Below are 22,248 nucleotides of genomic sequence, written 5' to 3' on the forward strand. Positions count from 1 at the left end.
TGCCGCAGCGCTTTCCGGCGCGCAGCTGGAACGCAGGATTCCTGCAAGCCGCCTGTCCACATCCGTGGGCAGATGCGTCCCGGGCCGCCACCAGCCGCGGCCTCCGCGGGCCCCCGGGTCCGCGGCGACGGAAACGGGGACTGATCAGATGAGCCTGACCATGCCGGACGCGTACCGGCCCCTTGTACCGGTGCGCCTGGACGTCGAACGCTGGGCCACCCGGCGGACCCGCAGGAAGGTCCTGGCCGTGGTGCACACGGTCACGGCCGGACAGCGGCTGCTCGAAGCCCTGACGCTGCTGGAGGGAGACGCACGGGTGCAGGTGTTCTTCACCCAGGCGCCCGACGTGTTCAGCCACGGGGTGGAGGACTTCCTGGAACGGCTGGGCGGCCTGGTCCTGCCCTGGCACCAGGCGGTCCAGATGCCCTTCGACCTGGCGGTGGCGGCCGCCCACGGCGGACTCCAGGAACTGCACGCCCCGGTGATCGTGCTGCCGCACGGCGCCGGGCACAACAAGCTGATCCCCGCCGGGCAGCGCGGCCGCCCGGTCGCCGGGCGCGGGATCTACGGGCTCGACCGGCAGGGGCTGATCCAGGACGGCCGGCTGGTACCCGAAACGATCGTGCTGGCCCACCACGAGGACCTGACCCGCCTCGGCCGCGCATGCCCCGAGGCGCTGGCCGCCGCCGAGGTGGTCGGCGACCCCTGCTCCGACCGGATCACGGCGAGCCTGCCGCAACGGGCCCTCTACCGCGACGCCCTGGGGGCCGGAGCACGGCAGCAGCTGGTCACCGTCTGCTCCACCTGGGGGCCGGGATCCCTCCTGGGCCGCCAGTGGGAGCTGCTGGAACGGCTGGTCGACGAGCTGCCCCGGGAGGACTTCCGGGTCGCGCTCCTGCTCCACCCGCACGTCTGGAACGCCCACGGCGAATGGCAGATACGCAGCTGGCTCGCCGGACTCGTGCGCTCCGGGCTCCTGGTGATCAGCCAGCACGCCGACTGGGTCGGGGCGCTCGTCGCCGCCGACCACATCGTCGGCGACCACGGCTCCGTATCGCTGTACGGGGCGATGACCGGGGCCCCGGTCCTCATGGGCAACGTCCCCGACGGGGACCTGGACCCCGGCTCGCCCGCCGCCGAACTGGCGTCCTTCGCCCCGCGGTTGCACGCCGGCCGCCCCCTGGACCGTCAGCTCGCCCGCGCCGCCGCGGCCTACCGCGCGGAGCGGTACGCACAGGTGGCGGCCCGGATCACCTCGGAGCCCGGACGGTTCGCCGTCAGGATGCGGGCGCTGATCTACCGCAAGCTCCGGCTGCGCGCCCCCGCCGCCCGGCCGCGTACCGACCACGCGCCGCTGCCGGTGACAGTGCGCCACGACGAACGGAGGCCCGCCCGATGACCGCGACGACCGTACGACTCACCGAGGTCGCCCCGCAGCGCGGAGTCCGCCGGACCGGAGCCGCTCTCCTGCGTCCCGGCCGCCCGCCGCGGGTCGTCGACGAGCATCTGCGCGTCCGGCTCCCGGCCGCGCACCCGATGCCGCTGCTGGCGGACGTCCTGGTGGCGGAGTTCCCGTCCGAGGCACGGCCGCCGTACGAGGACCCCGCCCGGTACGCCGCCGAACTGGGCGACTGCCACCCCGGCGCCCTGGTGGTGGCCGTGTACCGGGGCCCACGCTGCTGGCTGCGGCTCGGCGGCCGGTCACGGCTGCTCGTCCGCGAGCCGGGCCGGTCGGCGCAGCCCTGGGCGGTCTGGGCCTCGGTCGCGCACGTCTGGCTGGTGGCGGGCCTGGACCCGGACGCGTTCGACCCGGTCGCCGTACGGGTCGTCAGGACCGTGCGCGACTACGCGCCGGCCTCGTCCCGGCCGTCCCCGGACGGGGCCGGCCCCGGGGGCGCGGGCGGGGATGGCGGTGCTCCCGGCGTTTGTGCCGCTTTCGGCGCTGCCGCTGCTCCCGGCGTTTCCGGCGCTCTCGGCGCGTCCGCCGCGTCCGGCGTTTCCGGTGCTTCTGCTGCGTCCGCCGCGTCCGGAGTTTCCGGTGCTCCTGGCGCTTCTGCTGCCTCCGCCGCTTCCGGCGGCTCCAGCGCGTCGAGCCGGGCCTTCGCCCCGACCGCCTCCGCCGACCCCGACCGGCCGACGGAGCCGTACAGGGACACCGCCTCCCGGTAGAACTGCCGGGCCTGCCGTGGCTGTCCGCGCCGCTCGGAGAGCTGAGCCAGGCCTCCGAGGACGTGGGCGGCCTCGAACCCGGCCGCCTCCGCCCGCAACGCGGACAGCGCCGCCGACAGCTCCGCCTCCGCCCGGTCGAGCCTGCCCAGGCCCACGCAGGCCCGCCCGGTCAGGCCGGCGGCCCGCGCGGCGTTGTACGTGTCGCCGGCCGCCTCCAGGGTGAGACGGGCGGCCTCGGCTTCGACGGCGGCACTCTCGTACCGCCCCTGGGCCAGCGCGATGGCGGCCAGATTGAACCGGGCCAGCGCACCGGCCCGGAGGTCACCGCGGGCGGGCAGCTCGGCGGCAGCGAGGGCGAAGAGGTCGGCCGCGCGGTCCGGCTGCCCGAGGCGCTGATGGGCCAGCCCCCGGTAGTTCAGCGTCCGGGCGTGCCCGAGGGCGTCGCCGCGCTCCAGGAAGGAGGCGGCGGCCCGCTCGAACATGGCCAGCCCCTCGGCGTGATCGCCCGTGGCGAGCCGTCCCAGAGCGCCGGAGGTCAGCATCCGGCAGGCCGCCTCGCCGTTCCCCGCCTCCTCGGCGGCCAGCAGCCCCTCCTGGTGCGCCTCGACCCACTCGCGGTACAGCTTGCGACGCGGGAACAGCGGCCACAACGCGTCGGTCAGTTGCCAGGCGAGCTCCGGGGCGCCCATCGGGCGCGCGCGACGGACCACCGCCATCAGGTTGGGCAGCTCCCGCTCCATCCAGTCCAGCGCCGCTTCCGCCGCCGTCTGCCCGCCGACGGGGCCGAAGTCCTCCTCCGCGACGGACCCCGGCTCGACGCCCCGCCCGAACTCCCGCTCCAGACAGGCGCGTCCGGGCTCGATGATCTCCTCGGCCCGGCCGGCGTTGGCGAGGTAGTGGTGGCCGACGCGGAACAGCGCCGCAGCCCGATCGTCGCCGCTCTCGTCCTGAGCGGCCCGTTCGGCGGCGTGCAGCCGCACCAGATCGTGGAACCGGTAGCGCTCGCCGCCCGAGGCCTCGGCGACATCGACGAGCAGATTGGCGTCGTGCAACGCGTCGAGCGCCTCGACGGCGTCCGCGCCCAGAAGCGTCCGCGCCACCGGGACGCCGAACTCCCGGCCCGGGTGGAGCCCCAGCAGCCGGTAGAGGCGCGCCGCCGTGGGCGGCAGGCCCTGGTAGGAGAGGTCCAGCGCCGCCCGCACGTCGTGATCACCCTCTATGGCCAGTGCCTCCAGCCGTTCGTGCTCCTCGGACAGGGCCCGGACCATCGAGGTGATGCCCTGCCGTGGCCGGGCCGCCAGCCGTGCCCCGGCGATGCGCACCGCGAGCGGCAGCCCCGCGCAGAGCAGGACGAGCGCCCGCGCCTCCTCGGGCTGGGCGGCGACCCGGCCGTCGGCGAGCGTCGCGTCGAGCAGCTCGACCGCCGCCTCGGGGGAGAGGGGTTCCAGATGGATCACATGGCCTCCGTCGAGGCTCAGTCCCGGCATCCGCCGGCGGCTGGTCACCGCTGTCACACACCGCCCCGCCGGTAACAGGGGTCGCACCTGGGCCGCGGTCGCCGCGTCGTCCAGCAGGACCACGAGCCGCCGGCCGGCCGTCAACGACCGGTAGAGCGCGACCCGTTCCCCCAGCGCCGAAGGCACCTGACCGCTCGGGACGCCCAGCGCGCGCAGGAACCGGGCCACCACCTCACCGGGATCGGCGGGACCGTCCGGCGCCTGCGCGCCCAGATCGGCGTACAGCTGGCCGCCGGGGAAGTGCGGACGCAGGGTGTGCAGCCAGGCCAGCGCGACCGCGGTCTTCCCCACTCCGCCCAGCCCGCTCACCGCCGCCAGCGTGGGGTGCCCGTCCTCCGAGGCCCGGTCCCGGTACGCCTCCAGGGCGCGGAGCTCGTCCGTGCGGTCGGTGATCCGGACCGAGGGCGGTAACTGCCAGGGCGGCGGCACCTCCTCCCGCGCCACGGCCCCGGACACGTGGATGCCGCCGTGCACGCTTCCCGCCTGCACCACGAAGCCGTGCACCGTGCCGCTCAGGTCGTTGGCGTTCGTGCTGTGCTCGTGCCCCCGCATGCGTCCCCCTCCGGACAGCCGAGTACCAGCTCCCGCAGACATCCTTTCCGTACAGGCGCTCGATACCCGGGCCCACGGCGATCGGCTGCGGTTGGCCGAATTCTCTCTGGGGACCAGATATCTGTCTGGCATATGCCAATCGGATATGTGGTCCGTGCGCACGACCCTACGCACCGCGCACACCAACCCGGCCTTTTCACACGTTCTCCGCCTGCGGTACCGCACGGTGTGGCACCGTGGATCAACTGACGACCCGGATGTCCGGGCGTCCGCGTAGGGGGATCCTCATGCGAATGCGCACCGCCGCGGTCTCGGCCGCCCTCGTCCTGTGTGCCATGGCGGGCGCAGCGGCCTGTTCATCCTCACCGGACGCCTCCGACGCCACCCGCCCCGCCGGCCCCGCGACGCCTGTCCCCGTGGACGGCAAGGCGGGCTACGTGGAGACGGGAGAGCGGCAGGGCGGGCCGCCCGGGACGGACGGGCGTGTCGGAGCGGGCCCCGCGGAGTGCGAGACGTCCGCCGCCGCGATCCCGGCGGAGTGCGCCCTCGGTATCCCGTTCCACGACATCGCCGAGGCGGAGCCGGCCGGGGGACATCCCGTGCGGTGACACCGGTACGCGGGAGGGGCGGGCACACGCAGGTGGAGGTGTGTCCGCCCCTCTTTCTGTGCCCGCGGCTTTCTGTGCCCGCGGCGCGCCTGCCGCGTGTGCGTCGTCCGCACCAGGGGCCCCCTGCGTCACAGAAGCCCCTTCCATCCGTCACGACGATCTCTTAGTCTCACACTCTGTTCACATATTGATATTTGACTTCGCAACAGAGGTCAGGCGCGGGGGTAGGGAAACATGCGTGGAAACTGGCGCTCGACGTTGAGCGTGGTCGCTGGTGCGTCAGCGCTCGCGCTCTCGGCGGTCACCGCGACGCCGGCGCTGGCCTACGACGCGCCGGTGGGGCCCCGGGAAGTGCGGATGCCGGCGGACGTGGCGATCGTCGAGGGCGGGGCCGCGGAGCCGGGGGCGACTGTTCCCTTCCCGGTGGAGCCGGTGGAGCCGGTGGAGCCGGTGGAACTGGTCGAGCCGGTGGAGCTGGTGGGACCGGCCGGGACCCCGGCACCGGGCGGCCAGGCGGAAGCCGTGGGAGCGGCCAAGGCCGCTCCGTCGTCGAGCACGTGCCTCGCTTCGACCGCCGCCTACGGCTCCAGCGGGTGCTTCCAGCACAGCGGCGACATCATCTGGGCGGGCGATACGAAGAAGGACGGCATGTCCGCGGCCGTCGGCGTCTACACCGACTACGGGCGCGCCGAGGAGGTCTGCGTCAACAAGCTCGGCGTGGACACCTGGGCGACCTGCGACAAGGACTACCGCGAGGACGGGAACATACGTCTCCGGGTCCTGCGCTACGACGGCGACACCGGCAAGTTCTACCAGCCCGAGACCTGGTCCGGCTGGATCCCGGTCGACGGGAAGTTCTGACCCCCACTGCACGGGGGCGAGCCGGACCACACTCCGCTCGCCCTCGCGAGGGCGCGGCGCACGTGCGGCTCACGCGGGCCGCACACCGGCACACACGAAAAAACCGGACCAGCCTCTGCTGGTCCGGTTCTTCAATCCGGAAGTGCCCCCGGCAGGATTCGAACCTGCGCACCCGGCTCCGGAGGCCGATGCTCTATCCCCTGAGCTACGGGGGCGTATCGCGGTGTTGCTCTGCGACGGGTGAAACACTACCAGCTTCCACGGGGTGCCCGTGAACAGGTACTCCGCCGTGCCTCCGCGCCCCTCCGTCCCGGCCGGAAGCCCCGCGACCGGGGGCCACCCGTCCGGGGCGGAAGTGGACAAAACCCGGACGCCGCCCCTCCGGCCGACCTACTCTCGAAGGGTGTCAGGGGCGTACGGCCGCGTGCTTGTTGTCGACGACAACAAGGTCATCCGGCAGCTGATCAGGGTCAATCTCGAGCTGGAGGGCTTCGAGGTCGTGACCGCGGCCGATGGTGTCGAGTGCCTGGACCTGGTCGAGCGGGTCCGCCCCGACGCGATCACCCTTGATGTCGTGATGCCCCGGATGGGCGGTCTGGAGACCGCGACCCGCCTGCGCTCGGACCCCCGCACCCGCCGTCTTCCCATCGTCGTCATCAGCGCCTGTACGCCCTACGAGGTCGACGCGGGCGTGGCGGCCGGGGTCGACGCGTTCCTGGCCAAGCCGTTCGAGCCGAGTGAGCTGGTGCGGATCATGCGCCGGCTGGTGACGGGGGAGGAAGAGCCCTCGGTGGACGGCCGACGCGGTGCCGGGCGGGCGGGGACCGCCACCGGCTGACCCGGCGCCGGACCGGGTCCGGCTGACCGGATGGCGAAACCGGGTCGCGAAGTGCCCCCCTTTCTCACCTACGCTTGACCCGTGACCCCCGCCGACCTCTCCCGGACCGTGCTGCGCGCCGTGCGCCGCGCGGTCGACGAGGATGCGTTGCGCGCACCCGTGCCCGCGCGCGTGCGGGTGGAGAGGACCCGGCCGGGCGGCAGCGGGGACTACGCCTGCGCCGTCGCGCTCCAGCTGGCCCGGCCCGCCGCGCTGCCCGCCCTGGAGGTCGCCCGCATCCTGCGGGAACGCGTCGCCTCCGAGCCCGGTGTCGGACGGGTCGAGATCACCGGACCGGGGTTCCTGAGCTTCACCCTCGACGCCCCGGCCGAGAGCGACCGCGCCGTGCTCGACGCCGTACGGGAACAGGGCCTCGATTACGGGCACGGGGACGCGCTCCGGGACGAGACTCTCCGGTTCCACCACGCGCGGGAGGTCCGCGCCGCCGTCACCGCCGACGTCGTCCGCCGGCTTGTCATCGCCCAGGGCGCCCGCGCCCGGGTCAGCTGCGAGGAGGCGTCCGACCCGGACTGGGCCCGCCTCGGCGTCACCGTCGACGCGCACGGGACGCCCCCCGCGCCGCTCACCGGGATCCGGCCCGTGCCCGCCGGAGCCACCGCGGGGGAGCTGCTGGAGCGGCTCGGGCCGGACGCGGCCCGCTGGGGTCTCCTGCGGCCCGCCGGGCACGACCGCGCCGTCCTCGGCCCCGAGCTGCTCGTGCAGGGCGAGGCCAACCCGCTCTTCCGGGTCCGGTACGCCCACGCCAGGGCCCGTGCCCTCACCCGCGGGGCCGCCCTCCTCGGCTTCACCGCCGAGCCCGCCGCGTACGGCGACCCCACCCCGTACGGCGAAGGCCCCGCCCCGTACGGCGACCCCACCCCGTACGGCGCAGGCCCCGTTCCCCGCGACGGCGCGGCCCGCCCCCTCCTCGACCTCATCGCCGACCACCCCGGCGCTCTGCTCTCCGCGGCCCGTCACCGTGCGCCCGACCGGGTCGCCCGGCAGCTGGAAGCCGTCGCGCACGCGTTCTTCGGCTTCCACGACTCCTGCCCGCCCCTGCCCGCCGGTGACGAGAAACCCTCGGCCGCCCACCGCGCCCGGCTGGCTCTCGCCGAAGCCGCCGGGACGGTGCTGGCAGGCGGCCTGTCCCTGCTCGGCATCCGTGCGCCCGAACACCTCTGACGCGATCAGAAGAGACCCGAGAGAACTTCACGATGAGCCGCTCCGCACACCCCGCAGGCCCCCGTCACGCCGACGTCCTCACCGAGGGGCACTACTCCGCGCCCGCCGCCGACCTCAACGCCCTCGACGAGAAGGTCTGGTCGCGCACCGTCACCCGTGACGCCGACGGCGCGCTCACCGTCGGCGGGATGAGTGTCGCCCGGCTCGCGGAGGAGTTCGGCACGCCCGCCTACTTCCTCGACGAGAGCGACTTCCGTGCCCGCTGCCGCGCCTGGGCGGACGCCTTCGGCCCGGACGCCGACGTCTTCTACGCCGGGAAGGCCTTCCTCTCCCGCGCCGTCGTGCGCTGGCTGAAGGAAGAGGGGCTGAACCTCGACGTCTGCTCCGGGGGGGAGCTGACCACCGCCCTCGAAGCCGGCATGCCCGCCGAGCGCATCGCCTTCCACGGCAACAACAAGACCGTCGCCGAGATCGAGCGGGCCGTCGGGGCGGGTGTCGGGCGGATCGTGCTCGACTCCTTCCAGGAGATCGTCCGCGTCGCCCACATCGCCCAGCGGCACGGTGTCCGCCAGCGGGTGCAGATCCGGGTCACCGTCGGCGTCGAGGCCCACACCCACGAGTTCATCGCCACCGCGCACGAGGACCAGAAGTTCGGCATCGCGCTCGCCGACGGGCAGGCCGCCGAGGCGGTGCGCCGCGCCCTGACCCTCGACGGCCTCGAACTCATCGGCGTCCACTCGCACATCGGCTCGCAGATCTTCGACATGGCCGGCTTCGAGGTGTCCGCCCGGCGCGTGGTGCAGCTGCTCGCCGAGATCCGCGACGAGCACGGAGTCGAACTGCCCGAGATCGACCTCGGCGGCGGCCTCGGCATCGCGTACACCTCCGAGGACGACCCCCGCGAACCGCACGAGATCGCCAAGGCGCTCAGCGACATCGTCACCCGCGAGTGCGAGTCGGCGAAGCTGCGCACTCCCCGGATCTCGGTCGAGCCCGGGCGCGCCATCGTCGGCCCCACCGCGTTCACGCTGTACGAGGTCGGCACGATCAAGCCCCTGGAGGGGCTGCGGACCTACGTCAGCGTCGACGGCGGCATGTCGGACAACATCCGCACCGCGCTGTACGACGCCGAGTACAGTGTCGCGCTCGTCTCCCGCACCTCCGACGCCGAACCCATGCTGGTCCGGGTCGTCGGCAAGCACTGCGAGAGTGGCGACATCGTGGTCAAGGACGCGTTCCTGCCCGCCGACCTGGCCCCCGGCGACCTGATCGCCGTCCCCGCCACCGGCGCGTACTGCCGATCCATGGCCAGCAACTACAACCACGCACTGCGCCCGCCGGTCGTCGCGGTCCGCGACGGAGAGGCACGCGCCATCGTCCGGCGCGAGACGGAGGAAGATCTCCTGAGCCTCGATGTCGGCTGATGAAATAGTTATCTCAGGATCCGGACAGGGGGGGAGGAACCCCCGTCCGGTGAGTGAGACTGGTCCCCAATGAGCATGTATGAGAAACGAGGTCGGATGATGCGTACGCGTCCGCTGAAGGTGGCGCTGCTGGGCTGTGGTGTGGTCGGCTCAGAGGTGGCGCGCATCATGACGACGCACGCCGACGACCTCGCGGCGCGCATCGGCGCGCCCGTCGAGCTCGCCGGCGTGGCCGTCCGCCGGCCCTCGAAGGTGCGTGAGGGCATCGATCCCGCACTGATCACCACCGACGCCACCGCGCTCGTGCGGCGCGGCGACATCGACGTCGTCATCGAGGTCATCGGGGGCATCGAACCGGCCCGGGCACTCATCACCACCGCCTTCGAGAACGGCGCGAGCGTCGTCTCCGCCAACAAGGCGCTGCTCGCCGAGGACGGTGCGGCCCTGCACGCCGCCGCCGAGAAGTACGGCCGCGACCTGTATTACGAGGCCGCCGTCGCCGGGGCCATCCCGCTCGTGCGGCCGCTGCGCGAGTCGCTCGCCGGGGACAAGGTCAACCGGGTGCTCGGCATCGTGAACGGCACGACCAACTTCATCCTCGACAAGATGGACACCAGCGGCGCCGGCTACTCCGAGGCGCTCGACGAGGCCACCGCACTCGGCTACGCCGAGGCCGACCCGACCGCCGACGTCGAGGGCTTCGACGCCGCCGCGAAGGCCGCGATCCTCGCCGGGATCGCCTTCCACACGCGCGTGAAGATCGGCGACGTGCACCGCGAGGGCATCACCGAGGTCACCGCCGCCGACATCGCGTCCGCCCGCCGGATGGGCTGCACGGTCAAGCTGCTGGCCATCTGCGAGCGCGCCGCCGACGGGGCCTCCGTCACCGCCCGCGTCCACCCCGCGATGATCCCGCTCAGCCACCCGCTGGCCTCGGTCCGCGAGGCGTACAACGCGGTCTTCATCGAGGCCGACGCGGCCGGGCAGCTCATGTTCTACGGGCCCGGCGCCGGCGGTTCGCCGACCGCCTCCGCGGTCCTCGGCGACCTGGTCGCGGTCTGCCGCAACAAACTGGGCGAGGCCACCGGTCCCGGTGAGTCCGCCTACACGCGCCTGCCGGTCAGCCCCATGGGCGAGGTCGTCACGCGCTACCACATCAGCCTCGACGTGGCCGACAAGCCGGGCGTGCTCGCCCAGGTCGCGACGGTCTTCGCCGAGCAGGGCGTATCGATCGATACCGTCCGCCAGCAGGGAAAGGACGGCGAGGCGTCCCTCGTCGTTGTCACCCACCGCGCGCCCGACGCCGCCCTCTCCGGGACCGTCGAAGCGCTGCGCAAGCTCGACACCGTGCGCGGTGTCGCCAGCATCATGCGTGTTGAAGGGGAGTAAAGGACCCATGACCAGCAAGGGCACCCACCAGTGGCGCGGCATCATCGAGGAGTACCGGGACCGCCTTCCGGTCACGGCTACGACGCAGGTCGTCACGCTTCGTGAGGGCGGTACGCCGCTCGTTCCGGCGCAGGTCCTCTCCGAGCGCACGGGCTGCGAGGTGCACCTCAAGGTCGAGGGCGCCAACCCCACCGGTTCGTTCAAGGACCGGGGCATGACCATGGCCATCACCCGGGCCAAGGAGGAGGGGGCGAAGGCCGTCATCTGCGCCTCCACCGGCAACACCTCGGCCTCCGCCGCGGCGTACGCCGTGCGCGCGGGGATGGTCTGCGCCGTCCTCGTACCGCAGGGCAAGATCGCGCTCGGCAAGATGGGCCAGGCGCTCGTGCACGGCGCCAAGATCCTCCAGGTCGACGGCAACTTCGACGACTGCCTGACCCTGGCCCGCTCGCTCTCGGACAACTACCCGGTGGCTCTGGTCAATTCGGTCAACCCGGTCCGTATCGAAGGCCAGAAGACCGCCGCGTTCGAGATCGTCGACGCGCTCGGCGACGCCCCCGACATCCACGTACTGCCGGTCGGCAACGCGGGCAACATCACCGCGTACTGGAAGGGGTACACCGAGTACGCCGGTGACGCCGTCTCGACCCGTTCCCCGCGCATGTGGGGCTTCCAGGCCTCCGGCTCCGCGCCCATCGTGCGCGGCGAGGTCGTCAAGGACCCGTCGACCATCGCCACCGCGATCCGCATCGGCAACCCGGCCTCCTGGGACTACGCCCTCGCCGCACGCGACGAGTCGGGCGGCTGCATCGACGAGGTGACGGACCGGCAGATCCTGTCGGCGTACCGGCTGTTGGCCTCCCAGGAGGGCGTCTTCGTGGAGCCCGCCTCGGCCGCGTCCGTCGCCGGCCTGCTCAAGGCCGCCGAAGAGGGCAAGGTCGACCCCGGTCAGCGCATCGTCTGCACGGTCACCGGCAACGGCCTCAAAGATCCCGACTGGGCCGTCGCGGGCGCGCCGCAGCCGGTCACGGTCCCGGTCGACGCGGTCGCCGCCGCCGAGAAGCTCGGACTCGTCTGACCCGGTCCCGGGCCGGCCGCGGCCGAGCGCCGCGGCCGGCCCGGGCAACCACGACAACCGGCTCAACCAGCCCCTTTCCGGGGCGGAGAGCGCATGAGAGGCAGGCGACACGCATCGTGCGCCTCCTGTGCGCCCTATGTCGCCACAGAACCTTCCTTCGATAAGCTGTACCCCATCCGCCCGGCATCCGCCCGCCGGACCGCCAGGCCTGCGGTCCCCGTCGTGGCCGTCGGGCCGGCCGCCGGACTCCCGCACCGTCTCGGAGTCCTCCGCCCGCACCGCCGCGACCCCGCCGTCCGCACCCGCCCATCACCCCCGCCCCCAACGCCCCGCCGCCGCAGAGCCACCCGCACTGCATCCCCGCCGCCTTACAAGGAGTGGTCCGACCGATGGCCGGTCCCGCGTTCCGAGCCGCCGCCGTCAGGGTGCGCGTCCCCGCAACCAGCGCCAACCTGGGCCCGGGTTTCGACGCCCTCGGCCTCTCGCTGGGGCTGTACGACGACGTCGTCGTCCGGGTCGCCGACTCCGGGCTGCACATCGACATCGCAGGTGAGGGCAGCCAGACGCTGCCCCGCGACGAGAGTCACCTGCTCGTCCGCTCCCTGCGCACCGCGTTCGACCTGCTCGGCGGCCAGCCCCGCGGGCTGGAGATCGTCTGCGCCAACCGCATCCCGCACGGCCGCGGCCTCGGTTCCTCCTCCGCGGCCATCTGCGCCGGAATCGTCGCCGCCCGCGCCGTGACGACCGGTGGCGACGCCCGCCTCGACGACGCGGCCCTGCTGGAGCTGGCGACCGAGATCGAGGGACACCCCGACAACGTCGCGGCCTGTCTGCTCGGCGGATTCACCCTCGCCTGGATGGACGGCGGCGCGGCCCGGGCGATCAGGATGGACCCCGCGGAATCCGTCGTCCCGGTGGTCTTCGTCCCCGGGCGCCCGGTGCTCACCGAGACGGCGCGCGGCCTGCTCCCGCGCACCGTCCCGCACGTCGACGCGGCCCTCAACGCCGGCCGGGCGGCCCTGCTCGTCGAGGCCCTGACCCGCCGCCCGGAGCTGCTGCTCGCCGCCACCGAGGACCGGATCCACCAGGAATACCGGGGTCCCGCCATGCCGGAGAGCGTGGAACTGGTCAACCGTCTGCGCGCCGACGGCGTGCCCGCGGTCATCTCCGGTGCGGGGCCCACGGTTCTCGCGCTGACGGAGGAAGGCTCGGCCGACAAGGTCGCCCGACTGGCGGGGGAGGGCTGGGCGGCGAACCGGCTGGCCCTCGACGCGACGGGCGCCAGTGTGCTGCCGCTGGCCGCGTAACCGCATGTGATTACCGGTGAGCGAGAGGGGGAATGTTTGTTGGAGCCGGTAGTGTTAACCTCAAGTCTGCAATCGACGTCGTTGAGGCGCGTTGCTTCGTGTCCCCCTCCGGGACCACCATTCTTCCGGGAGCCTCCCCAACTGCCTGAGCAGCCTGCCTGAGCAGTTTCGAGCACGCTCCGGAACCGGCACGACACCCCTCGCTCGTCCAGGAGTGGGCCGAGCAGGGGGATCTCGCGCCGGACCCCGCACGTTCATCTCTCCGCCGTACACCCGGCGGACCACCGCCCCGGCAAGGTCCGCGATCCAGCAAGATCAACAGACCGCTGTCGGACAGCACAACCGGTCGCCGAGCCAGAAGGCCGACGTCCGCTCCAGGGAAGGACCCTTCGTGAGCGACACCACCGATCTGATGGGCGTGACTGCCGACAAGAGCGTCGACAGCGCCGCGCCCGCCGAAGGTGCTGCCACTGGCACCACCGCACGGCGCCGCCGCTCCGGCACCGGCCTCGAGGGCATGGTCCTGGCCGAGCTGCAGCAGGTCGCGTCCGGCCTCGGCATCAGGGGCACTGCGCGGATGCGCAAGAGTCAGCTGATCGAGGTCATCAAGGAGGCGCAGGCGGGTGGCGGATCCGCCGCCCCCAAGACCTCCTCCAAGGCCGCAGAGGCCCCCGCCGAGGCGGAGAGCAAGCCGAAGCGCCGCGCGACCTCGAAGGCGCGCACCGGGGACGAGGCCGCCGCCGGCGCCGCCGAGAAGGACGCGGCCCAGCAGCAGATCGACATCCCCGGCCAGCCGGCCAGCGACGACCAGCCCGCGGGCGAGCGTCGTCGCCGTCGTGCGACCGCGCAGGCGGGCAGCCCCGACACCAAGACCGAGGCGAAGACCGAGGTCAAGGCCAAGGCGGAGCCCCAGGCCGAGCAGAAGACCGAGGAGCGGGCCGAGCCCAAGGGTGACGCCAAGGGCGACGCGAAGGGCGACGCCAAGGCCGAGGCCGCCGCCGACACGGCCGAGGGCCGTCGCGGTGACCGTCGCGACCGCGGTGAGCGGGGCGACCGGGGTGAGCGCGGCGAGCGCCGTGAGCGTCAGCGCGACCGCCGCGGCAAGGGCGACGACCAGGGCCAGCAGGGCGGCGGCGGGCAGCGCCCGCAGCGCCAGGGCCAGGGCCAGCAGAACCGTGACAACGGTCCGCAGGACGACTTCGACGACGAGGCGGGCGGCCGTCGCGGCCGTCGGGGCCGCTACCGCGACCGCCGCGGCCGTCGCGGGCGCGACGACTTCGCCAGCGATGTGCAGGTCGCCGACGACGACGTCCTGATCCCCGTCGCGGGCATCCTGGACATCCTCGACAACTACGCGTTCATCCGGACCTCCGGCTACCTGCCGGGCCCGAACGACGTGTACGTCTCGCTCGCCCAGGTCCGCAAGAACGGCCTGCGCAAGGGCGACCACGTCACCGGCGCGGTGCGCCAGCCCAAGGACGGCGAGCGGCGCGAGAAGTTCAACGCGCTGGTCCGCCTCGACTCGGTCAACGGCATGGCCCCGGAGTCGGGCCGCGGCCGCCCCGAGTTCCAGAAGCTGACGCCGCTCTACCCGCAGGACCGGCTCCGCCTGGAGACCGACTCCAACATCCTGACGACGCGGATCATCGACCTGGTGGCCCCGATCGGCAAGGGGCAGCGCGGGCTCATCGTGGCTCCGCCGAAGACCGGCAAGACCATGATCCTGCAGGCCATCGCCAACGCGATCACGGTCAACAGCCCCGAGTGCCACCTGATGGTCGTCCTGGTCGACGAGCGTCCGGAAGAGGTCACCGACATGCAGCGGTCGGTGAAGGGCGAGGTCATCTCCTCGACCTTCGACCGTCCCGCCGAGGACCACACCACCGTCGCCGAGCTGGCCATCGAGCGCGCCAAGCGCCTCGTCGAGCTGGGTCACGACGTGGTCGTCCTGCTCGACTCGATCACCCGCCTGGGCCGCGCGTACAACCTCGCGGCGCCGGCCTCCGGCCGTATCCTCTCCGGTGGTGTCGACTCGACCGCGCTCTACCCCCCGAAGCGCTTCTTCGGCGCCGCGCGCAACATCGAGGACGGCGGCTCGCTGACCATCCTGGCCACCGCGCTCGTCGAGACCGGCTCGCGCATGGACGAGGTGATCTTCGAGGAGTTCAAGGGCACCGGCAACATGGAGCTCAAGCTCGACCGGAAGCTCTCGGACAAGCGCATCTTCCCGGCGGTGGACGTCGACGCGTCCTCCACCCGTAAGGAAGAGATCCTGCTCGGCACCGACGAGCTGGCGGTCGTCTGGAAGCTGCGCCGGGTGCTGCACGCGCTCGACCAGCAGCAGGCGATCGAGCTCCTCCTGGACCGGATGAAGAAGACCCAGTCCAACGCGGAGTTCCTGCTCCAGATCCAGAAGACGACGCCGGGCAGCGGAAACGGCAACGACTGACCGGCCGGACATCGGCACAGTCCCTCTCGGAGGACTCCGTTTCGCCGTCTCCGAGTGCTCCGTCTCCGAGGGCTTCTGTCTCCGAGGACTGCGCCCCCTCACTCCGGTGAGGGGGCGCAGTCCTTTTCCGCGACCCGTCCGTCACCACGACGCACCGCCGCCGCCCCGGCCGCCGCCGGCCGGCCCGAGACCTTGACCACACCGGACCCGGCCTCCACCGCGTCGGCCGCACCGCGGCACCGAGCACGAAACCCCAGGTGAACGCCGCCTCGCGACCCGTTCGCCCGAGCGTCCTGTGGCCCCCGTCCTCCGACCGGGGCCACAGACGCGTGTGCAACCCTTCTTGCTGCTTCGGCCGTCCCTCCGGAGGAGGCCGACCGCGCGTGGAAGACCACGGCAGGGGGCACACGGGCAACAGGAGTGACGAGGAGACGCGTGAGCGAGCAGAGCAGGAGCACGGGCCGCCTGCGCGGCACCGGCAGCCGACGGAGGAAGCCGACCCGCCGGCACCGTGCCAAGGTCGTCGCGGCCTGGGCGGCGGCGGGAGTCGTGGTCGTCGGCGGGGCCGGACTCGGATACGCGTACCTGGCGCTCGACGGCAACCTCTCCAGCATCGACATCGACGCCAGGCTCGGCGCCGACCGCCCCGACGACGTGGACGACGGCTCGCAGGACATCCTGGTGCTGGGCTCCGACTCGCGCTCCGGCGACAACGGGAAGTACGGCGAGGACGAGGGCGCGGCCCGCTCCGACACGGCGATGGTCGTGCACGTCGACAAGGGCCACAAGTCCGCGAGCGTCGTCTCGATACCCCGCGACACCCTGATAGAGCGCCCCAGCTGCGCCAGTGACACGACGGGCGACCCGGTCGGCGCCGAACACCGGGCGATGTTCAACACCGCCTACGAAGTCGGTGGCCCCGCCTGCGCGGTGAAGACCGTCGAGTCGATGTCCGGCATCCGCATGGACCACTACCTGGAAGTCGACTTCACCGGCTTCAAGGAGCTCATCGACGAGCTCGGCGGCGTCGAGATCACCACGAAGACCGCGATCGACGACTCCAAGAGCCACCTCGACCTGGAGCCGGGCACCCACACGCTGAACGGCGAGGAGTCCCTCGGCCTCGTCCGTACGCGCAAGAGCGTCGGCGACGGCAGTGACCTCGGGCGCATCCAGCTCCAGCAGGCGTTCATCAAGGCGCTGATGGACCAGGCGAAGGACGTCGGGGTGTTCACCAGTCCCACCAAGCTCTACGGTCTCGCGGACGCCGCCACCAAGGCCGTCACCACCGACTCCGGACTCGGCTCCGTCAAGAAGCTCACCGGTTTCGCGGGCGGCCTCAAGGGTCTCGACGCCAAGAACGTCCACATGGTGACCCTGCCCGTGGAGTACGACCCGGCCGACCCGAACCGGGTCCTGCCGCAGGAGGAGGCCGGCCGGCAGGTCTGGGCCGCCCTCAAGCACGACCGGCCGATCCCCGCCTCCGCCACCGAGGAGTCGGCGGGCGACAAGGGCGACGCCGCGGAGATCGTCGAGTAGCCCGCCCCTCACGCTCCGTGCGCGCGCCGTAGGGGGGGAATACCTGCGCTCCGCCCCCGGTTTTGGGAGATACGGCCGGTCCTGGCAGACTGGTACGTCGGCCCCGGTTCACGGCCGCGCAATCCGCGCGGACGACCCGGCGCCCTCCCGAAACTAGGAGACACCTTGAAGCGCGACATCCACCCCGAGTACGTCGAGACGCAGGTCAGCTGCACCTGCGGTGCGTCGTTCACCACCCGGAGCACCATCGACAGCGGCAACATCCGCGCCGACGTCTGCTCCGAGTGCCACCCGTTCTACACGGGCAAGCAGAAGATCCTCGACACCGGCGGCCGCGTGGCCCGCTTCGAGGCCCGCTTCGGCAAGGCTGCCGGCTCCGCCAGCAAGTAGCGAGCCACTGCGCCGGTTCACGGCGCCCTCTTCCCGGGGGGCGTCGGAACCGGCGTTTTTTCCGGTCGGGTGCCCGGGGGAGCCCCCGCCGGACGCCCCACCGGGCAGTACGCCCTCCAGCAGGCCCGCAGACGCACACCCAACCAGGAGCCCCCGAATGTTCGAGGCGGTCGAGGAACTGATCGGTGAACACACCGGTCTTGAGAAGAAGCTCGCCGACCCGTCGGTCCACGCCGACCAGGCCAACGCGCGCAAGCTGAACAAGCGCTACGCGGAGCTGACCCCGATCGTCTCCACGTACCGGACCTGGAAGCAGACCGGCGAGGACATCGAGACCGCCCGCGAGTACGCCGCGGACGACCCCGACTTCGCCGCCGAGGTCAAGGACCTGGAGAAGCAGCGCGAAGAGCTCACCGAGAAGCTCCGCCTCCTCCTCGTCCCCCGCGACCCCAGCGACGACAAGGACGTGCTCCTGGAGATCAAGGCGGGCGCCGGAGGCGACGAGTCCGCCCTGTTCGCGGGCGACCTGCTGCGCATGTACCTGCGCTACGCCGAGCGCGTCGGCTGGAAGACCGAGATCATCGACTCCACCGAGTCCGAGCTCGGCGGCTACAAGGACGTCCAGGTCGCCGTGAAGACCAAGGGCGGCAACGGCGCCACCGAGCCCGGCCAGGGCGTCTGGGCCCGGATGAAGTACGAGGGCGGCGTGCACCGTGTGCAGCGCGTGCCCTCCACCGAGTCCCAGGGCCGCATCCACACCTCCGCCGCGGGCGTGCTCGTCACCCCCGAGGCCGAGGAGGTCGACGTCGAGATCCACGCCAACGACCTGCGCATCGACGTCTACCGCTCCTCGGGCCCCGGCGGCCAGTCCGTCAACACGACCGACTCCGCCGTCCGCATCACGCACCTGCCCACCGGCGTCGTCGCCTCCTGCCAGAACGAGAAGAGCCAGCTCCAGAACAAGGAGCAGGCCATGCGCATCCTGCGCTCCCGGCTGCTGGCCGCCGCCCAGGAGGCCGCCGAGCAGGAGGCCTCCGACGTACGCCGCAGCCAGGTCCGCACCGTCGACCGCTCCGAGAAGATCCGGACGTACAACTTCCCCGAAAACCGCATCTCGGACCACCGCGTCGGCTTCAAGGCGTACAACTTGGACCAGGTGCTCGACGGAGAGCTGGACGCCGTCATCCAGGCATGCGTCGACGCCGACTCCGCCGCCAAGCTCGCCAACGCGTAAGCGACCCGCCCGCCCCGCACACCCGTAACCCGTACGGAGAACCGCGATGAACCTGCTGCTCGCCGAGGTGGCCCAGGCCACCCAGCGGCTGGCCGACGCCGGTGTCCCCTCACCGCGATTCGACGCCGAGGAACTCGCGGCCTTCGTCCACGGGGTGAAGCGGGGCGCGCTGCACACGGTGCCCGACACGGACTTCGACGCCCGGTACTGGGAGACGATCGCCCGCCGCGAGGCCCGCGAACCGCTCCAGCACATCACCGGCCGCGCCTTCTTCCGCTACCTGGAGCTCCAGGTCGGACCCGGCGTCTTCGTGCCCCGCCCGGAGACCGAGTCCGTCGTCGGCTGGGCCATAGACGCGGTGCGCGCGATGGACGTCGTCGAACCCGTCGTCGTCGACCTGTGCACGGGGTCGGGCGCCATCGCGCTCGCCATGGCGCAGGAGGTCCCCCGCTCCCGTGTGCACGCCGTGGAGCTGTCCGAGGACGCGCTCAGGTGGACGCGGAAGAACGCCGAGGGGTCCAGGGTCACCGTGCACAAGGGAGACGCCCTGAGCGCCCTTCCCGAGCTCGACGGCCAGGTCGACCTGGTCATCTCCAACCCGCCGTACATCCCGCTCACCGAGTGGGAGTACGTCGCCCCCGAGGCCCGCGACCACGACCCGGAGATGGCCCTGTTCTCCGGCGAGGACGGCCTCGACACCATCCGCGGCATCGAACGCACCGCCCACCGTCTGCTGCGCCCCGGCGGCCTCGTCGTCATCGAGCACGCCGACACCCAGGGCGGCCAGGTGCCGTGGATCTTCACCGAGGAGCGGGGCTGGGCGGACGCCGCCGACCACCCCGACCTCAACAAGCGGCCCCGGTTCGCGACCGCCCGCAAGGCCATGCCGTGACCGGCGCCCGGCACCACCACCCGTACCCGTACCCGCTCCAGGAGGCCGGCTGATGGCTCGGCGATACGACTGCAACGACGCCACCGACCGGACCACGGGTCTGCGCGAGGCCGCATCGGCCGTCCGCCGGGGCGAACTGGTCGTGCTGCCCACCGACACCGTGTACGGGATCGGTGCGGACGCCTTCACCTCGGAGGCCGTCGCGGACCTGCTGGACGCCAAGGGCCGGGGCCGCAACATGCCCACCCCCGTCCTCATCGGCTCGCCCAACACCCTGCACGGCCTGGTCACCGACTTCTCCGAGGACGCCTGGGAGCTCGTCGACGCCTTCTGGCCCGGCGCCCTCACCCTCGTCGCCAAGCACCAGCCCTCCCTCCAGTGGGACCTCGGCGACACCCGCGGCACCGTCGCCATCCGGATGCCCCTGCACCCGGTCGCCATCGAGCTGCTGACCGAGGTCGGCCCGATGGCCGTCTCCAGCGCCAACCTCACCGGGCACCCCTCGCCCGAGGACTGCGACGCCGCCCAGGGCATGCTCGGCGACTCCGTCTCCGTCTACCTCGACGGCGGCCCGACGCCCGGCATCGTGCCGTCCTCGATCGTCGACGTCACCGGTGCCACCCCGGTCCTGCTGCGCGCCGGCGCCCTCTCCGCGGAGGAGCTGCGCAAGGTGGTCCCCGACCTCGAGGTGGCCAATTGACCGCCCCCGAGGGGCGTGGCATAGCGGGGCGGACCGACACCTTCCGCATCCTCCACGTCAGCACCGGCAACGTCTGCCGCTCACCGATCACCGAGCGGCTGACCCGCCATGCCCTGGTGGACCGGCTCGGCGACCCGCTCAGTGGCGGCCTCGTCGTGGAGAGCGCGGGCACCTGGGGCCACGAGGGCGCGCCCATGGAGGCCAACGCCGAGATCGTCCTCGCCGACTTCGGCGCGGACGCCACCGGCTTCGTCGGCCGCGAGCTGCTGGACGAGCACGTGATCCGCGCCGACCTGGTCCTCACCGCCACCCGCGACCACCGCGCCCAGGTCATCTCCATGGGCCACTCCGCGGGCCTGCGCACCTTCACGCTCAAGGAGTTCACCCGGCTGGTGCGCGCCATCGACCCGGCCACCCTGCCGGACCCGCGTGACGAGGGTGTCGTCGAGCGCGCCCGCGCCCTGGTGCGCGCCGCCGCCGCGCTGCGCGGCTGGCTGCTGGCCCCGACCGCCGACGCGGACGAGGTCTACGACCCCTACGGCGCCCCCATCACCTTCTTCCGCTCCATCGGCGACGAGATCAACCAGGCGCTCGACCCCGTCGTCACCGCGCTCACCGGCGTACGCGCCCCGCACTGACGGGGCGTGCGCACGCCCTGCCTGGCGCGGGTGCGCCGACCGGCGTACGGCGCCCCGTGACAGCGGGCACGGCGCCCGGCCCCGGCCTACATTGGAGCTGACACCGGCACCCCTCGCCGGCGCACCCACCTCCAGGCCCGGAGCCTTCCCATGCCGGTCACCTCTCCCGCCGCACCCGCAGCCGTGCCGCCCGCGCCCGACGCCCTGCCCCAGGACCCCGGCGCCCTGCTCCGCGGGGACCCGGAGGTCGCGGGGGTGCTGCTGGCGGAGACCCGCAGACAGGCCACCACCCTCCAGCTGATCGCCGCCGAGAACTTCCAGTCGCCCGCGGTCCTCGCGGCCCTGGGCTCCCCGCTCGCCAACAAGTACGCCGAGGGGTACCCGGGCGCCCGCCACCACGGCGGCTGCGAGCAGGCGGACGCCGCCGAACGCATCGCGGTCCGCCGGGCCACCGCCCTCTTCGGCGCCGAACACGCCAACGTGCAGCCGCACTCCGGCTCCTCGGCCGTCCTCGCCGCCTACGCCGCGCTGCTGCGCCCGGGCGACACGGTGCTCGCGATGGGACTCCCGTACGGGGGACACCTCACCCATGGGGCGCCGGGCAACTTCTCCGGCCGCTGGTTCGACTTCGCCGGTTACGGGGTGGACCCCGACACCGGGCTCATCGACTACACCCGGCTCCGCGCCCTGGCCCGCGCCCGCCGCCCCAAGGCGATCGTCTGCGGCTCGATCTCCTACCCCCGACACCCCGACTACGAGCTGTTCCGGGAGATCGCCGACGAGGCGGGCGCGTACCTGATCGTGGACGCCGCCCACCCGATGGGGCTGATCGCCGGAGGAGCAGCGCCGAGCCCGGTCCCGTACGCCGACGTGGTCTGCGCCACCACGCACAAGGTGCTGCGCGGGCCGCGCGGCGGCATGATCCTGTGCGGCGCGGAGTTGGCCGGGCGGATCGACCGGGCGGTGTTCCCGTTCACGCAGGGCGGTGCGCAGATGCACACGGTGGCGGCGAAGGCGGTCGCGTTCGGGGAGGCGGCCACCCCGGCGTACGCCCTCTACGCCCACCAGGTCGTCGACCGTGCCCGGGTGCTCGCCGCCGGCCTGGCGGCGGAGGGCTTCGAGGTGACCACGGGCGGCACGGACACCCACATCGTCGTCGCGGACCCGGCCCCGCTCGGCGTCGACGGCCACACCGCCCGGGAGCGGCTGGCGGCGGCCGGTATGGTCCTGGACACCTGCGCACTGCCGTACGGGGACGGCCGGGGCATCCGCCTGGGCACCGCCGCCGTCACCACGCAGGGGATGGACGACGGGGACATGGCCCGTATCGCGGCCCTGTTCGGAGCGGCCGTGCGGGAGCCGGGCGATGTGAGCCCGATCGCGGCGGAGGTCCGTGCACTGGCCGCGCGCAATCCGCCGTACCGGGGGTAGCGGAGCCCGCG

18 protein-coding genes and 1 tRNA gene are annotated in these 22,248 nt (G+C 72.9%); 17 read left to right on the forward strand and 2 right to left on the reverse strand.

The annotated features are described in order from the left end of the window. Window positions 1-148: 148 nt before the first annotated feature. Window positions 149-1,399, forward strand: coding sequence for a hypothetical protein (locus tag PSQ21_RS25525; RefSeq protein WP_274033334.1), 1,251 nt, complete (start codon window positions 149-151; stop codon window positions 1,397-1,399). A 445-nt stretch (window positions 1,400-1,844) separates the two neighbouring features. Here PSQ21_RS25525 and PSQ21_RS25530 read toward each other — a convergent pair whose 3' ends face one another. Beyond that, the gene (locus tag PSQ21_RS25530; RefSeq protein ID WP_274033335.1) at window positions 1,845-4,238 is read right to left on the reverse strand and encodes an ATP-binding protein; all 2,394 of its coding nucleotides are present in this window, start codon (window positions 4,236-4,238) and stop codon (window positions 1,845-1,847) included. 287 nt (window positions 4,239-4,525) lie between these two features. Here PSQ21_RS25530 and PSQ21_RS25535 point away from each other — a divergent pair, with 287 nt between their 5' ends. Together PSQ21_RS25535 and PSQ21_RS25540 are read left to right on the forward strand one after the other, a co-directional pair. Next, entirely contained in the window at window positions 4,526-4,846 is a 321-nt protein-coding gene (locus PSQ21_RS25535) for a hypothetical protein (protein WP_274033336.1), read from the forward strand. Between the two features lie 234 nt (window positions 4,847-5,080). Then, a complete protein-coding gene (locus PSQ21_RS25540) occupies window positions 5,081-5,707 on the forward strand; it encodes a hypothetical protein (RefSeq protein WP_274033337.1) in 627 nt (208 codons plus the stop codon). A 143-nt stretch (window positions 5,708-5,850) separates the two neighbouring features. Here PSQ21_RS25540 and PSQ21_RS25545 read toward each other — a convergent pair. Continuing rightward, window positions 5,851-5,922: transfer RNA gene (locus PSQ21_RS25545), tRNA-Arg, on the reverse strand. A 188-nt stretch (window positions 5,923-6,110) separates the two neighbouring features. Between PSQ21_RS25545 and PSQ21_RS25550 the strand changes: the two genes are divergently transcribed. The 14 genes from PSQ21_RS25550 to glyA all read left to right on the forward strand — a co-directional run bounded on the left by PSQ21_RS25550 (window position 6,111) and on the right by glyA (window position 22,237). Beyond that, window positions 6,111-6,545, forward strand: coding sequence for a response regulator (locus PSQ21_RS25550; RefSeq protein ID WP_274033338.1), 435 nt, complete (start codon window positions 6,111-6,113; stop codon window positions 6,543-6,545). 81 nt (window positions 6,546-6,626) lie between these two features. Beyond that, complete coding sequence (gene nrtL, locus PSQ21_RS25555) at window positions 6,627-7,766, forward strand: ArgS-related anticodon-binding protein NrtL (protein ID WP_274033339.1); 1,140 nt, start codon at window positions 6,627-6,629, stop codon at window positions 7,764-7,766. Window positions 7,767-7,798: 32 nt separating this feature from the next. Continuing rightward, window positions 7,799-9,190 (forward strand): diaminopimelate decarboxylase, encoded by a 1,392-nt coding sequence (lysA, locus tag PSQ21_RS25560; RefSeq protein WP_274033341.1) that lies wholly within the window; start codon window positions 7,799-7,801, stop codon window positions 9,188-9,190. A 99-nt stretch (window positions 9,191-9,289) separates the two neighbouring features. Further along, window positions 9,290-10,579: a homoserine dehydrogenase gene (locus tag PSQ21_RS25565; protein ID WP_274035934.1), complete on the forward strand. Its 1,290-nt coding sequence runs from the start codon at window positions 9,290-9,292 to the stop codon at window positions 10,577-10,579. Between the two features lie 7 nt (window positions 10,580-10,586). Further along, a complete protein-coding gene (thrC, locus tag PSQ21_RS25570; RefSeq protein ID WP_274033343.1) occupies window positions 10,587-11,657 on the forward strand; it encodes a threonine synthase in 1,071 nt (356 codons plus the stop codon). A gap of 389 nt (window positions 11,658-12,046) precedes the next feature. Further along, window positions 12,047-12,964 carry a homoserine kinase gene (gene thrB / locus PSQ21_RS25575; RefSeq protein WP_097867616.1) on the forward strand — a complete coding sequence of 306 codons (918 nt, stop codon included), beginning with the start codon at window positions 12,047-12,049 and terminating at the stop codon, window positions 12,962-12,964. A gap of 391 nt (window positions 12,965-13,355) precedes the next feature. Next, entirely contained in the window at window positions 13,356-15,413 is a 2,058-nt protein-coding gene (gene rho, locus PSQ21_RS25580) for a transcription termination factor Rho (protein ID WP_274033345.1), read from the forward strand. 435 nt (window positions 15,414-15,848) lie between these two features. Further along, complete coding sequence (locus tag PSQ21_RS25585; protein WP_274033346.1) at window positions 15,849-16,952, forward strand: LCP family protein; 1,104 nt, start codon at window positions 15,849-15,851, stop codon at window positions 16,950-16,952. A gap of 165 nt (window positions 16,953-17,117) precedes the next feature. Continuing rightward, window positions 17,118-17,342, forward strand: a complete 225-nt coding sequence (gene rpmE / locus PSQ21_RS25590; RefSeq protein ID WP_018958997.1) for a 50S ribosomal protein L31 — start codon at window positions 17,118-17,120, stop codon at window positions 17,340-17,342. A 157-nt stretch (window positions 17,343-17,499) separates the two neighbouring features. Further along, the gene (gene prfA / locus PSQ21_RS25595; protein WP_274033348.1) at window positions 17,500-18,576 is read left to right on the forward strand and encodes a peptide chain release factor 1; all 1,077 of its coding nucleotides are present in this window, start codon (window positions 17,500-17,502) and stop codon (window positions 18,574-18,576) included. A 46-nt stretch (window positions 18,577-18,622) separates the two neighbouring features. Then, window positions 18,623-19,468 carry a peptide chain release factor N(5)-glutamine methyltransferase gene (gene prmC / locus PSQ21_RS25600; protein WP_073878327.1) on the forward strand — a complete coding sequence of 282 codons (846 nt, stop codon included), beginning with the start codon at window positions 18,623-18,625 and terminating at the stop codon, window positions 19,466-19,468. Between the two features lie 52 nt (window positions 19,469-19,520). Then, window positions 19,521-20,168 carry an L-threonylcarbamoyladenylate synthase gene (locus PSQ21_RS25605; RefSeq protein WP_097867620.1) on the forward strand — a complete coding sequence of 216 codons (648 nt, stop codon included), beginning with the start codon at window positions 19,521-19,523 and terminating at the stop codon, window positions 20,166-20,168. Next, window positions 20,165-20,806, forward strand: coding sequence for an arsenate reductase/protein-tyrosine-phosphatase family protein (locus tag PSQ21_RS25610; RefSeq protein WP_274033351.1), 642 nt, complete (start codon window positions 20,165-20,167; stop codon window positions 20,804-20,806). The genes PSQ21_RS25605 and PSQ21_RS25610 overlap by 4 nt, the downstream gene beginning before the upstream one ends. 150 nt (window positions 20,807-20,956) lie before the next feature. Further along, window positions 20,957-22,237 carry a serine hydroxymethyltransferase gene (gene glyA / locus PSQ21_RS25615; RefSeq protein ID WP_274033353.1) on the forward strand — a complete coding sequence of 427 codons (1,281 nt, stop codon included), beginning with the start codon at window positions 20,957-20,959 and terminating at the stop codon, window positions 22,235-22,237. Window positions 22,238-22,248 lie beyond the last annotated feature (11 nt).

Source organism: Streptomyces sp. MMBL 11-1, from assembly GCF_028622875.1.
Lineage (GTDB): Bacteria > Actinomycetota > Actinomycetes > Streptomycetales > Streptomycetaceae > Streptomyces.